Source organism: Ralstonia sp. AU12-08 (genome assembly GCF_000442475.1).
Lineage (GTDB): Bacteria > Pseudomonadota > Gammaproteobacteria > Burkholderiales > Burkholderiaceae > Ralstonia > Ralstonia insidiosa.
Genome location: NZ_ASZV01000039.1, coordinates 18822 through 31670 on the forward strand (window position 1 = coordinate 18822; position 12849 = coordinate 31670).

Genomic DNA, 12849 nt, shown 5'->3' on the forward strand with positions numbered 1-12849 from the left:
CTCCTGTCTGGGGTGGGCGGAAATGGACTGCGGCATTTTAGCCATCGCTGTGACGAGGTGTTCGCATGCAGTGCCGGCGCACATCACGTAAAGTGGCGGGCACTCGAACCATATAGAGACACGCACGCCATGGATTTCCTGCAATCGCTGCTGGCCCCGCGCCTGCAAAACGTTGAAACCTCTGCCATTCGCGAACTCTTCAAGGTGCTCGGCAAGCCGGGCCTGATCTCGTTTGCCGGCGGCTTTCCGGATTCGGCCCTGTTTGACGTGGAAGGCCTGAAGGCCGCCGCCGACAGCGCACTCACCGCCGACGCCGCCCGCGCGCTGCAGTACGGCGCCACCGAGGGCTTCGAACCCCTGCGCGAGGCCATCGTCACGTTGATGAAGGCGCGCGGCGTCAGCATCGTCAACACCGACATCCTGGTCACCACCGGCTCGCAGCAAGGCCTGGACCTGCTGGGCAAGGTGCTGATCGGCGAGGGCGACACGGTGCTGGTGGAAGCGCCAACCTTCCTGGCCGCCATCCAGGCGTTCAAGCTGTACGGCGCCAAGGTGGCCGGCGTGCCGACCGATGCCGATGGCCTGGATGTGGATGCGCTGGAAAAGACGCTGGCCACCAGCAAGCCGAAGTTCCTCTACGTGATCCCCAACTTTGGCAACCCCAACGGCGCGCTGATGAGCCTGGAGCGCCGTCAGCGCCTGCTGCAACTGGCCGTGCGTCACAACCTGCTGATCGTCGAAGACGACCCGTACGGCGAGCTGTACTTCGATGCACCGCCGCCGCCGTCGCTGTATGCGCTGTCCCAGCAGACCGAGGGTGCACAGGGCCGCGTGGTTTATCTGGGTAGCCTGTCGAAGGTGATGGCGCCGGGGCTGCGCGTGGGCTGGATGATCGCCCCGCCGCTGCTGCTGGGCAACGCCGTCATGGTCAAGCAGTTTGCCGATGCGCACACCTCCACGTTTGCACAGGCCACGGCGGCCGCCTACCTGCGCAGCAACCGCCTGGACGCTGCGCTGCCGCGCACGCGCGCTGCCTACGCGGAGCGTGCACACGCCATGGCCAATGGCCTGCGCGCGCTGCTGCCCGAGAGCGAACTGACTTTCAACCGCCCGCGCGGTGGCATGTTCCTGTGGGGCCGCCTGCCGGGCCGCAACGCTGCGGATGTGGCCAAGATCGCCATTGAGCGCGGTGTGGCCTTCGTGCCGGGGGCGGCGTTCTACGCGGTCGATCCGGACCGCTCGACGCTGCGCCTGTCGTACGCCACCTCGTCGCTCGCGCAGGTGGAAGAGGGCATTGCCAAGCTGGCAGGTGCCATTCGCGAACTGCCCGTCGCCTGATCGTCTGATGATCTGACTGGCGGCAGGTGAGGGCGCGGGCAACGATGCCAGTGCACCTCACCGATTTGGCCTGTTCCAGCCAGGCCCACCCATCCACGATGAAGCCACCGCGCAGACGCTGCGCGCGATGCCGCCGCTGGTGCTGACCGTGGCGGACTGCCGCGCCACCTACGAGCAACTGCGTGCGCGCGGTGTCGAGTTCACGCAGGAGCCGGTCGAGCGCTTCGCCCGCGCCGATGCCGGCTTTCGCGACCCCGCCGGCAGTGGCTGGAAGATGATCCAGGCTGCCGGGGGTGCCAAAGACGTCAATGAAGAGCGCCCGCACCGGACTCCGCCAGTTTCACCGCTGGGTGTCGATGGTCTTCACGCTCGCGGTCATCGCCAACTTTGTCGCCATGACGCGCGGAACGCCGCCCGCGTGGATCACGTATGCGCCGTTGTTGCCGCTTGTGTTGTTGATGATCACGGGGTTGGTGATGTTTGTGCTGCCGTACCTAGACCGGCGTGGCGCCCGGCGTGCAGGCGAGGGCAATCGCAACGCGCCGGTCGCAAGGATTTGAGGCCCACCAGCGGGTGATGGGAAGCGACACGGTGATGCGGCAGAATATGCCGTTTCCTTCCCACCCAATGGCGCCACCCATGACGTCTCTTCAATCCGCCGCACGGCACGTCCATGACAGCATCCGCTCGGCGACGTCCGGCCTGATCGGGCGAGAGCAACTCGCCGAGCTGATGATCCTGGCCGCTGTAGCCCAGGAGCACCTGCTGGTGGTCGGGCCGCCGGGCACGGCCAAGAGTGCGGTGGTGCGCCGCGTCGCTCACGCTATGGGCGGGCGCTACTTCGAATACCTGCTCGGGCGCTTTACCGAGCCCTCCGAACTGTTCGGCACCGTCGACCTGAAGAAGCTGCGCGAGGGCACCGTCGAGACCGACGTTACCGGGATGCTGCCGGAGGCGGAGATCGTGTTCCTGGACGAGGTGTTCCTGGGCTCCACGGCCATCCTGAACACCCTGCTGGGCGTGCTCAACGAACGGCGCTTCCGCCGTGGCCACACGCAGATCGATTGCCCGCTGCGCGTGTGCGTGGGTGCCGCCAATGGCTTGCCCGACGATGAATCGCTCGCCGCTTTCGGCGATCGTTTCCTGCTTCACCTGTTCGTGCAGCCCGTGCCGGATCACCAGTTGGAGGCCATGCTGGCCGGCGGCTGGCAATCCGAGATGCGCGCCGTGGCCTCGCACGCGGGCATGGCGGATCTCGACACCCTGAGCCGGGCAGTGCGCGATGTGCAGCTTGACGATGTGCGTCCGCGGTTGGCCCATGCGATCCGCCAACTCCGGGCAGCGGGCATTCCCCTGTCGGATCGCCGGATCGTGAAATCGCAGCGCCTGATAGCGGCGGCAGCCGTGCTGGCTGGCCGGCTGCAGGCCACCGAGGCCGATCTCTGGCCGCTGTTCTATGCCTTGCCCACGCAAGACGCACAACAGAGTGCACGTGACGTGCTGCGCGACCAATTTGCCAGCGCGGTGAGCCATCACCTGTCGTTTGCTGCCGAGCAGGCCGCCATGCAGCCGCAGTCGCGGGTTGGTCGCCTGGTTGCTGCCGCCGAACTGTGCTTGGCCGACAGCAGCGAGGGCCCGCAGTCTGGCCAGGCAGAGGCACTACTGCGCGAGATCGATGCCAACTATTCCGAGCAAACGCTTCCGTCGGAGTTAGCGGCGTTGCGCGATCAATTGGCGGCACGCCGCGCCGCGGCATCCTGAGCATGCAGGACGGCACTGCATTGTCATGGGCATGGCGGCCTGCAGCGCAGCCGGCCGCGCCGCAGGCCGCCGTGGCTTGGGGGGCGGCCGCAAAGCGCCTGCACGCGCGCTTGCGTGCGCATTTGGGTGACATCGAGGCCGAATCGAGTGGATTGCAGGTGACGGCCAGCCGTGACGTGCTGGTGGTCATGGGTGCCGCCTCTGCATTGCCATGGGTGGAGGGCATCGAATATGCAGCACCGCATCCGGAGGCGCCGCAACTGTGGCTGCCGACGCTGCAACAACCGGACGTGCCATTCGACCTGTTGGCCCAGGCCCTGATCCGCAGGTATGTGCGGCAGCCCCTGCTGGTCTGGCCCAGCCCTGCCTATGTGCTGCCGCTTGATCGTGCCCTGCCGCTCTCCGCAGCGCTGCTTGCACAGATCGATGCCCATTGGCATACCCGGGCGGATTGGCTGCCCGCCGACACCTGAGGCGCGATCGATGGAACTTCCGGAGTCTCTACATCGCTGGCGCGACTGGCTGGCCTGGTTTGGCGCCGATCTCCAACCGGAGGTCGGCGCGCTGGTGCGCCGGCTGCATCCGTTGTTGGGCGCGTTTCTCGGGACGCGGCTGGCGGGCACGCAAGAGCCTGCCGGGCTTGGCAACCTGAACCGGCGTGGCCCCTATGATCGGCTGCTGGCCAGCGAATGGCTGCTGGCGCACGACATGCCTGATGAATTCCTGCGCCGGGCCGCAGCGGGTGAGCATCTGTTTCTCGCGCCGCCGACGCATGCACCGCAGGCAGACCGCTTGATCGTCGCCTTGTTCGATGCGGGTCCGTTCCAACTGGGCGCGCCTCGTCTGGCGCATCTGGCCCTGTGGATCCTGCTGGCGCGCCGTGCTCGCGACGCGGGTGGCGAATTGCGCTGGGGCATTCTGCAGGGTGCCCCAGCGCTGCGCGAAGCCACGGAGGTGTCGCATCTGCGCAGCCTGCTCAAGGCGCGCACGTACGACGGTGCGACTGCAGAACATCTGCACACCTGGCAAACCTGGCTGGCTGAACACGCCCCCCGCCCCGGCGAGTGCTGGCGGATTGGCGGTCACGACGATGAAGGTGGCGCGGGCGGGAGCGGCGCAGCTCCCGTGTGGACGCACACCGTGCGCATCAGTCCGGCACTGACGGAGAACAGCATCGACGTGCACCTCCGCGCTGGCCGGGCGGAACGCACGCAGCGTGTGGCATTGCCGGAACCGGCGGCCGCCGTTCGCCTGCTCAAGGGCGGGTTCCAGCTAGAGACACTTGTCTCGGCCGCGGCGCCCGGGGTGAGCCCACATCGTCTGGCGACGCTGTATCCGCCGCAGATCTCCTTGGGCGGAACGCATGTTGCCGTGCCGATGCTCGATGAGCCTGGTGTGATGCTGTTTCATGTTCCCAAGGCCAAGGAGATCCACACCGCCAAGGCACGTCGCAACCTATGGCCGACGGGGGCGCAACCGCTGGCGGCAGCGTTCTACCGGAAGCGCTACTGCGCGCTGCTCAGCCATGAGGGTGTGCTGCATCTCTGGATGCCGAGTCACATTGACACCCGGCCGCGGCCCTCGCGGGAAGTCCTGGACGCACCGCCGGGGCGCCGGGGCCTGCTGCCCGCGGCCCGGTTGTATGGCCGGAATGGTGAGTTTTTCTGCATGCTCGATTGTTCCGGGCGGTTGGTCTATTGGCGCATGGGCGCGGCCCCTATTGGCAGTACGGACGATGCCCAGACGCAATGCCTCGCGACCCAAGTCTTCGGAATGGCGCAGGTAGACGACAGCCAATTGATCTATCTGCGCAACGACGAAGGCATCCTGGTGCTCTGCCGATGGAGCGGCGCTGGCGCGCACGAGCGGATGGGCTTGGGCAGTGCTTCGGACGTGACGGAGGTCCTCTTCGGCGCCGGCGCGCTCTGGCGCGCACAGTTCGGGGCATGTGCCGTGCGGCGGGGCGAGCTTGCCGAACAGGTGTGGACGGTGTTCAAGCCAGCAGTGCAGGGCGACGCCGGTGAGTTCGGCAGCACCGAGGTGCGGTTGCCGCCCGGATGGCGTGCAATCGGGATCGCCCAGGTGCTCGACAGTTCGGTTCTACGCCTAGTCACGCTCGATGCCAGCCGGACCCGGCTGGCGCTCCACGGTGGCCCATCGGACGAGGTCTTGTACACAAGTGCCTCACCCATCGTGCAGCACACTGTTTCTGTGGTCGGCGATCTGGTGGCCCTGCTGACGGAAGACCGCACGTTGATCGTCTATTCCATCAAGGAGCGGCTGATCCGCACCCAGGTGTCGGGCAGAGGAGAGGATCATGTGGCAGCCTGACGTGGTCGACCTATCCTGCATCGTTCAGCAGCCCTCGCTCAGCGGCCATGTGGACGTGGCAGGGCTGTGGTTTCCGGCGGACTGGTTCGATCTGCCCACGCGGCGTCGACGCATGCTGGCCCACTGGCAACCGCGTGCGCGCGCGTTCTCGTTTGCCCAGGGGGACTTGCTGTCCTTCGCGACGCCGCAGCGGTGCGACAGTGCAGCGTTACCCGGCTGGCCTCTCATCCTGCATGGCCGCACGCTCTCGTCGGCGATGCTCAGCGACACGGAGGCTGCCGCGCTGCCGGTCGCCGACGTCTGGGTCGTGACCGGTGCGCGGGTGCTGTCGCTGCATCTGCGCGACGCCGTGCCGCAAGACCCGAGCCAGTGGATTGCTGCCGGTGACTACGGCTTGCTGGACACCTATGACTGCCGGACTGCGCAGCCCGAGCCCGTTGTCGAGATCGGGGCCGGCACGGCCGACGTGCGCAAGCTGCTCGGCGACAAGGTGCCGGCTGCCAGTGCGCAGCAGGCGTCGTTCCTGCGCGAGCTGCAGGCGGCGGCATCTGCGCAGCCTCTGCCACCAGCCAGCACACAGCCGCTGCAGCGGTCGGCCGGCCGATGGCGTGCATGGTGGCCGCTGATGCTGTGCGTGGGTGTGGTTGCCGCGCTGGTGGCCTACGTGCTCCGCGATGCCGACGCGCCCGCCGCATCGCATGGCAATAGCACGGTCGCGCACGACTGGCTCCTTGCGCTGGGCTGGGTTGTGGCGTGCGTCGTGGTGCTGGTGAAAAACCCATGGTCAGTCAAGAGGCCGTCATCGGGCAGCGGCGGACCGGCGCGGGAGCAGGCTCGCCCGGCGGCTACAGCGCCGGCCGGCCGGACCATCTCTGCGCGGGCCGGTCAGCGATTGCCGCAGCGATGGCGTGACTGGCTTGCACGGGCGGCGCTGTTCACGCGGGTCTCCAACCTGCTGGGCCGCCAGCATGCCGCGTATCTGCGTCGCATGATGGCGCTGTTCGAAGATGGGCAGTTGGACGAGGCACTGCGCCATGCGATCCCGCTGGGTGGGGAGCAGGGTTCACTCGGCCAGTCGTTCGCCGCGCTGCAGGCACGTCGGGACCTGGCGCTGAGCCGACAACTGGGCACCGGGCCGAGCGTCCATCTCGGGGACGAGATCGGCAACTATCTGAAGCAGCTTTACCGCAAGAGCTTTGAGAAGCTCGATCGCGAGGGCCGCATCGATGAGGCCGTCTTTGTGCTGGCCGAGTTGCTGCAAAGCCGTCAGGAGGCGCTCGACTATCTCGAGAAGCATGCGCGCTACAAGCAGGCCGCCGAGCTGGCGCTCGCCTGGGATCGTCCGTCCGACGTGATCGTGCGGCTGTACTGTCTGGCCGGCGATTGGCGTGTTGCGGTGGCGGTGGCCCGCCGCGACCGTGCCTTTGCCAACGCTGTGCTGATGCTGGAAAAGAAGTGGCCGGACCCCGCGCGGCAACTGAGGCTGGAATGGGCGCAGGCACTGGCTGCCCAGGGTGATTGGCTGGGTGCGATCGATGTTGCGTGGCAGGTGCCCGAAGCGCGCGAGCGGGCCGCGCAGTGGCTGCAGCATGCAGAAGCGGACGGCGGCACGCTGGCCGCCCGTGCCCTCGTGCAGCGCGCGCAATTGCTGCCCGACACGTTGTCGCGCTACGAGAGTTACCTGTCGACGTTGCGAGAAGACGGCGGCAGGCATCGCGAGCGGGCCGCGCTTGTGCAGGCGCTGCTGGCCGTGCAGAAGAAGGGGCCGGCCTTGGCCTCATTGGCCCGTGCAGTCATGGGGGCGGTCTTGGCCGACCAGGCTCGCGGTGTTGGCGCACTGAACCGGAAGATGGTGCAGAACCTGATCAATCTGACGGGGGATCGCCTTCTGCAGGCGGATCTGCCAAACGCACCTCTGCCGGTGCCTGAGCAGCCGGAGCCGCTCAATCGGCGGACGCCGCCGCTGGAGCTAGAGGCTCCCGATGCAGGCACCCGGGGGATTCTCGATGCCGTACCACTTGAAGGTGATCGCTATCTGGTGGCGCTGGGCGAAGCCGGGGCGGCGGTGGTCAACGCGCATGGCGTGATGGTGGCGCGGTTTGCTGTGCCGGCGGAGATGCTGGTCATTGCGGATAGTGGTCAGGTGGCACTGGCCCTCGCGCGGCGCGGTGATCTCTGGCGCGTGAGCCGGATCGAGCTGGCGGCACGCCGCGTGCAGGACCTGGGTGTGATGCCCATGGACCATTGCGCCATGCAGTTCGACGGCATCGCTTGGACTGTTGTGCATGATGTGAATGTGCGTGTGCTGGATGTCAGCCAGACGCCGTGCGCCATCCTGTGGCAAGTGACCGACCTGCCGGGTCACGTGGTTGCGTTCACACGGACACCGCATCTCGAACAACTGCTGATTCGGGCCAGTCAGGCGGCCTACCAGCTCTGGCGCTACAGCCTGCCGCAGCGCAGGTTGCTCGCACGGGACGACATTGCCGCGCCGGCCGATGGTGAGACGCTGCTGCTGGATTCCAACAACGGGAGCGTGCGTGTCGGCCCGATGCAAGTGACGGACGGCGTGCCATCGCTGCCCTATGTCTGTTCATCGACCCGGCACCTGCTCGGTTTCGAGCAGGATGGCGACGCGCGCCCGGTTGGTTTCCGCCTGGGTGTCGGCTGGTTGACGTTGTCACTGCGGGCCGGGGATGGCTGCCGCACGTTCCGGCTGCAGGCGGTCGGCAATGCCACGGACCGCGTTCGTCTGCGCTGGCCAGCGGTTGAAGCGGTGTGCGAGCGTTTTGCCGAGAAGGCCTGGCTGGCCTTTGACGAGACGGGCCGTCTAGTGCACGTCGACCTGGTCAGCGGCGAAGTGCGGATGCTGTCCATTCGGTAGGTGGGCTGGCTCATGCCGCCCGCCCATCCGCCACACCACCACCGCCACCAAATGGCACGCCGCTGCCGCCCAGCCCAGCATGCCCGGGCCCCCATGCGCCAATGCCAGCGCCCCCACGCTCGACCCCAGCGCAATCCCCACATACACCGCCGATGCATGCAATGACAGCGTGATCGGCGACACCTCTGGTGCTAAGCGGATCAGCCGCGTCGCCTGCGCCGGCCCGAAGCCCCAGCCCGCCATGCCCCACAGCACAACTGCACCGATGGCGACAGCGCCTGCAACCGTGCCATGCAGCACCTGAGCCGATAGCGACAGCACCGAGAACGCCAGCACGATGCCCACGCTGCTTACGGCCAGCACGCGGGTTACACCAGCACGGTCCGTCATGTGCCCGCCCAACCCGGTGCCCAGCGCTGCAAAACTGCCCACCAGGAACAGCACGATGCCCACATGCTGGGGCTGGAAACCCAACCCCTGCACAAAGAACGGCGCGACATACGTGTAGAACGTGAAGCCGCCCGCCGCCCACAGTGCCGACACGGCCAGCGCGCTCAGCATGCCGGGCCGGCGCGCCACGCTCAGGCGCTGCGCCAGCGTGGTCACGCTGTGCGGCAGGGCGCGCGGCAAGCCAAAGGCGAGGCCCGCGGTTGCCAGCGCAGACAGCACGCCGCACGCCACGAAGGTCGAGCGCCAGTCGCCTTGCGCGGCAATCCACGCGCCCAGCGGCACCCCCAGCGCCACCGCCACCGTGCCGCCACCCGTGATGATGGCGAGCGCCGTGCCGCTGCGCGCTGCCGATACCAGCGAGGTCGCCACCGCATTGGCGGTTGGCAGGAACACGCCTGCGGCCAGCGCCAGCAGCACACGCGCCGCCATCAACTGCCCGAAGCCGTGCGCACTGGCGGCCAGCAGGTTGCCTGCCGCAAAGATGGCCAGCGCGCCGATCAGCACGCGGCGCCGGTCAACGTTGCCCAGCAGCGTCGCCATCACGGGCGAGCCCACGGCGTACGTCACGGCAAACACGGTGACGAGCTGCCCCGCCGCCGGCACGCTCACCCCCAGTTCAGCGGCGAGCGTCGGCAGCAGGCCGGCGATCATGAATCCTTCGGTGCCGATGGCGAACGCGCCCAGGCACAACCACCACAGCGATGCCGGCATGGTCGGCTCCTGTCAGAAGAGGAAAGCAGAGAGGGGGGCGGAGCGTGTGGCTCCGCAGGGATCAGCGCGCGGTGGAGTCGGCGGTCTGGCCGAACAACACGCTGCGCTCGTCGTCGGAGATGTCTTCGCGGCGGCGCGAGTAGGCGCGCTCGACACCGGCATACGCGCGCTCGGTGGCCGGGCGTGCGCCAACGGCCTCGAACCAGCGTTGCAGGTGCGGGAAGTCGCTCAGGTCTTGCCCGTGCCCGGCGTGCGGCACGATCCACGGGTAGGCCGCGATGTCGGCGATGGTGTAGTCGTTGCCGGCAATGTACGGGCGATCGGCCAGGCGGCGGTCGAGCACGCCGTACAGGCGGTTGGTTTCTTTGGTGTAGCGGTCGATGGCGTAGGGCACGCGCTCGGGGGCATACACGTTGAAGTGGCCGATCTGCCCGGCCATCGGGCCCAGGCCGCCCACCTGCCAGAACAGCCACTTGAGCACTTCCATGCGGCCGTGCAGGTCGGTGGGCATCAGCTGGCCGGTCTTTTCAGCCAGGTAGAGCAGCATCGCGCCCGATTCGAACAGCACCACGGGCTCGGTGCCCTCGGCCGGGTCGTGATCGACCATGGCCGGGATCTTGTTGTTGGGCGAGATGGCGAGGAATTCGGGCTTGAACTGGTCACCCCGGCTGATATCCACCGGGATGACGCGGTGCGGCAAACCGGTTTCGGCAAAGAACAGCGCCATCTTCAGGCCGTTGGGGGTGGCGCAGTAGTAGAGGTCGATCATGGCGGGGCCCTCGTGTTTCTGTCGTGTTGGATGACAGATTAGGTGCGCGAGTGGCCTTTTGTAATGACCAGAAATCGGAATTTCCGGGTGGCCACTTGGCTTAGTGGCCGTGCACCTGCGCGGGCTCGGGCGTCTCGCACGAGCGTGCATACCACTCCCATGCAGCGGTGGCGCACAGCACCCCGGTCGCGAGCGTGGACACCGTCAGCGCAGACAAACCATCCGCCACTAGCCAGGCCGCTCCAAGCGCGACCAGCCCGACCACATGCGCCGGACGCACCCGCCCAAAGATCGCCCACTTGAACAGCAGGTTGCCCAGCAGATACAGCCCCGCGCTGCCCAGCACCGCCAGCGCCGCGCCCGCATGCGGATGGCCCACCGGATGCGCGAGCACAAACTCATCGGCCACGGCGCCAATGATGATGCCCGCCACCAGCACCACGTGGATGTAGGTGTACGCCAGCCGTGCCAGGCGCCCCGGGTCTGCCGAGTGCGACATGGTGTGTGCGCCGCGCTCGGCAATCGTGTCGAAGTACAGCCACCACATCGCCAGGCTGCCGATGAATGACACCGCCATCGCCGCGATGTTGGCGGCGTTCCAGTCGAGTCCGGCAAACGTCGAGCCCGTGACCGTGACGGACTCGCCCAGCGCGATGAGAACGAACAGCGAGCAGCGCTCGGCCATGTGGCCGCCTTCCACGTTCCAGTCGTCGGTGGTCGAGCGGCCCAGGCCCGGTGTGTAGAAGCCCGTCGACGGGCCAATCCATTCGATGGACAGCGCGAGGATCCAGCACACCCAGCGCACGGGCACGTCCGACAGCCCGCCGATCAACCACAGCACCGCCGAGGCGCCGAGCCACACGCCAATGCGCTGGAAGTTGCGACGCATGCTCAGCGATTCATGGCGCACGGCCCACAGGAAGAACAGCGTGCGCCCGAACTGCATGAACACGTAGGCCAGCGCAAACGCCAGTCCGCGCGAGCCAAACGCCTGCGGCAGCGATGCGGAGAGCAGCAGCCCCGCCGTCATCAGCACCAGCATCAGGATGCGGATGGCAAGCTTCTCGGGGTCGAGCCAGTTGGTGACCCACGAGGTGAAGATCCACACCCACCACACCGCCAGCATCAGCAGCAGCGCCTGCGCGCCGCCTTCGAGCGTGAAGTTGCCGATCAGCAGGTGCGAGAGCTGTGTCACCGCAAAGACGAACACCAGATCGAAGAACAGCTCGATGTTGGTGACGCGGTGGTGGCCGTGCGCGCCGGAGGGCGCGGGGCGGAGGTAGCTGCGGGGCATCGGGGGCTCAGTGATCAGGCTTGCATGCCGAGCGTGAGCGTGCCCGCGCCTACCATCACCGCGCCGCCGGTGTAGCCGAAGCGGCGCTGTGCGGCCACGCTGGTCAGGCGCTTGGCGAGCAGCTTGGCGGCCAGCGCATACATCGATGCATTGGCGGCGGCCAGGCACACGAAGGTCGGCAGCAGGATCACGCTTTGCGACAGGAAGGTCTGATCGGCCGACATGAATTGCGGCACAAAGGCGACGAAGAAGACGATGCTCTTGGGGTTGAGCGCCGTGACCGTCCAGGCGGACAGGAAGCGGCGGCCCGCGGACTTCTGCTGCACGGGGATGGTGGCTTCCGGCGCGTCATCGCGCAGGCGGCGGGCGCTGAGGATGGACTTGATGCCCAGGTAGACGAGGTACGAACCGCCGATGAGCTTGAGCACCGTGAATGCCGTGGCGGATGCGGCGAGCAGGGCGCCCGCACCGGCCAGGGACACAGCCATGGCGGTGGTGTCACCGGCGGCCACGCCGGTCACCGTGCTCCACGCCGAGCGGCCACGGTTGGCCAGCGAATCACCAATCACCAGCAGGATGGTGGGTCCGGGGATGAGCAGGATGATGATGCTGGCGCCGATGAAGGCCAGCCAGGTGTGGAGGGTCATGGTGGTGTCTCTGTTTTTTGGGAATGAGCCGCCAGTTATCCATGAATTTTTGGGGGCGTCAAACGGGGGAGATTGGTTTTTTTGCGGTTTGGGTTTTGGTCTTGGTGGTTTGCTGCTGTTTCGTCCCCTGCCGGGGCCGACTCACTTTTCTTGTCTTGCCAAGAAAAGTAAGCAAAAGAAGGCGCGCCCGAGATGGCGACCCCCGCCTTGGATTTTTGTCGCGGGGAGGGGAAGGAGCCAAACTCGCTGCGCTCAGACAAGGCTCCTTCCTTTTTCCTCCCCGCAACAAAAATCCAAGGCGCCATCAAGGGCAGGAACGTCAAAGGCCAAACCGGCGAGGAACAAGCGTGAGCGACATGGCTCGGTTGGTGCGAGTGCCTAACGTGAGGGGCAAGGTTAGCGGCTAGCGGCGAGCAGTGGGGATGAGCGAGACGGAGTAGTGCACTGGCACTCGATGGTGTGCTTTACCCCTGCCCTAGATGGCGCCTTGAATTTGTGTAAGCGGGCGGAAAAAAGACGGGGAACTGTTTGAGCGCAGCGAGTTTTCCCCGTCTCCGCCCGGTTACACAAATTCAAGGGATGTGTCGCCATCTTGGGCGCGCCTTTCTTTGCTTACTTTCTTTGGCAAGACAAAGAAAGTGAGTCAGCCCCGGCAGGGGATGAA

The 12849-nt window shown here is 66.8% G+C and carries 11 protein-coding genes and 1 pseudogene; 7 read left to right on the forward strand and 5 right to left on the reverse strand.

All coding sequences use genetic code 11. The features are described from left to right. The first annotated feature begins 129 nt into the window (after positions 1-129). The 7 genes and pseudogenes from C404_RS49065 to C404_RS49090 all read left to right on the forward strand — a co-directional run bounded on the left by C404_RS49065 (position 130) and on the right by C404_RS49090 (position 8314). Complete coding sequence (locus tag C404_RS49065) at positions 130-1338, forward strand: aminotransferase-like domain-containing protein (protein WP_021196156.1); 1209 nt, start codon at positions 130-132, stop codon at positions 1336-1338. Positions 1339-1399: 61 nt separating this feature from the next. Beyond that, positions 1400-1636, forward strand: a pseudogene (locus tag C404_RS60710) (VOC family protein); the annotation flags it as partial. 10 nt (positions 1637-1646) lie between these two features. Further along, positions 1647-1898, forward strand: a complete 252-nt coding sequence (locus C404_RS49070) for a hypothetical protein (RefSeq protein WP_021196157.1) — start codon at positions 1647-1649, stop codon at positions 1896-1898. A gap of 79 nt (positions 1899-1977) precedes the next feature. Beyond that, the gene (locus tag C404_RS49075) at positions 1978-3099 is read left to right on the forward strand and encodes an AAA family ATPase (protein ID WP_021196158.1); all 1122 of its coding nucleotides are present in this window, start codon (positions 1978-1980) and stop codon (positions 3097-3099) included. Positions 3100-3101: 2 nt separating this feature from the next. Continuing rightward, on the forward strand, positions 3102-3572 hold the full coding sequence (locus C404_RS49080; protein ID WP_021196159.1) for a bpX5 domain-containing protein: 471 nt from the start codon (positions 3102-3104) through the stop codon (positions 3570-3572). A 10-nt stretch (positions 3573-3582) separates the two neighbouring features. After that, positions 3583-5430, forward strand: a complete 1848-nt coding sequence (locus C404_RS49085; RefSeq protein WP_021196160.1) for a hypothetical protein — start codon at positions 3583-3585, stop codon at positions 5428-5430. Continuing rightward, a complete protein-coding gene (locus C404_RS49090; RefSeq protein WP_021196161.1) occupies positions 5417-8314 on the forward strand; it encodes a bpX6 domain-containing protein in 2898 nt (965 codons plus the stop codon). Before C404_RS49085 ends, C404_RS49090 begins: the two co-directional genes overlap by 14 nt. Here C404_RS49090 and C404_RS49095 read toward each other — a convergent pair. The 5 genes from C404_RS49095 to C404_RS60310 all read right to left on the reverse strand — a co-directional run bounded on the left by C404_RS49095 (position 8261) and on the right by C404_RS60310 (position 12508). Further along, positions 8261-9475, reverse strand: a complete 1215-nt coding sequence (locus tag C404_RS49095; protein ID WP_021196162.1) for an MFS transporter — start codon at positions 9473-9475, stop codon at positions 8261-8263. The genes C404_RS49090 and C404_RS49095 overlap by 54 nt on opposite strands. Before the next feature lie 61 nt (positions 9476-9536). Beyond that, complete coding sequence (locus C404_RS49100) at positions 9537-10244, reverse strand: glutathione binding-like protein (RefSeq protein ID WP_021196163.1); 708 nt, start codon at positions 10242-10244, stop codon at positions 9537-9539. A gap of 100 nt (positions 10245-10344) precedes the next feature. After that, the gene (locus tag C404_RS49105) at positions 10345-11538 is read right to left on the reverse strand and encodes a low temperature requirement protein A (RefSeq protein ID WP_021196164.1); all 1194 of its coding nucleotides are present in this window, start codon (positions 11536-11538) and stop codon (positions 10345-10347) included. Between the two features lie 14 nt (positions 11539-11552). Beyond that, positions 11553-12185 (reverse strand): LysE family translocator, encoded by a 633-nt coding sequence (locus C404_RS49110; RefSeq protein WP_021196165.1) that lies wholly within the window; start codon positions 12183-12185, stop codon positions 11553-11555. A gap of 35 nt (positions 12186-12220) precedes the next feature. Beyond that, positions 12221-12508, reverse strand: a complete 288-nt coding sequence (locus tag C404_RS60310; protein ID WP_156667236.1) for a hypothetical protein — start codon at positions 12506-12508, stop codon at positions 12221-12223. Positions 12509-12849: the final 341 nt, after the last annotated feature.

Excerpts from the sequence above, each read along its gene's own strand:
- C404_RS49100 (WP_021196163.1), bottom strand. The coding sequence starts at position 10,244 with ATGATCGACCTCTACTACTGCGCCACCCCCAACGGCCTGAAGATGGCG.
- C404_RS49110 (WP_021196165.1), bottom strand. The coding sequence starts at position 12,185 with ATGACCCTCCACACCTGGCTGGCCTTCATCGGCGCCAGCATCATCATC.
- C404_RS49095 (WP_021196162.1), bottom strand. The coding sequence starts at position 9,475 with ATGCCGGCATCGCTGTGGTGGTTGTGCCTGGGCGCGTTCGCCATCGGC.
- C404_RS49080 (WP_021196159.1), top strand. The coding sequence starts at position 3,102 with ATGCAGGACGGCACTGCATTGTCATGGGCATGGCGGCCTGCAGCGCAG.
- C404_RS49075 (WP_021196158.1), top strand. The coding sequence starts at position 1,978 with ATGACGTCTCTTCAATCCGCCGCACGGCACGTCCATGACAGCATCCGC.
- C404_RS49065 (WP_021196156.1), top strand. The coding sequence starts at position 130 with ATGGATTTCCTGCAATCGCTGCTGGCCCCGCGCCTGCAAAACGTTGAA.
- C404_RS49070 (WP_021196157.1), top strand. The coding sequence starts at position 1,647 with ATGAAGAGCGCCCGCACCGGACTCCGCCAGTTTCACCGCTGGGTGTCG.
- C404_RS49090 (WP_021196161.1), top strand. The coding sequence starts at position 5,417 with ATGTGGCAGCCTGACGTGGTCGACCTATCCTGCATCGTTCAGCAGCCC.
- C404_RS49085 (WP_021196160.1), top strand. The coding sequence starts at position 3,583 with ATGGAACTTCCGGAGTCTCTACATCGCTGGCGCGACTGGCTGGCCTGG.
- C404_RS49105 (WP_021196164.1), bottom strand. The coding sequence starts at position 11,538 with ATGCCCCGCAGCTACCTCCGCCCCGCGCCCTCCGGCGCGCACGGCCAC.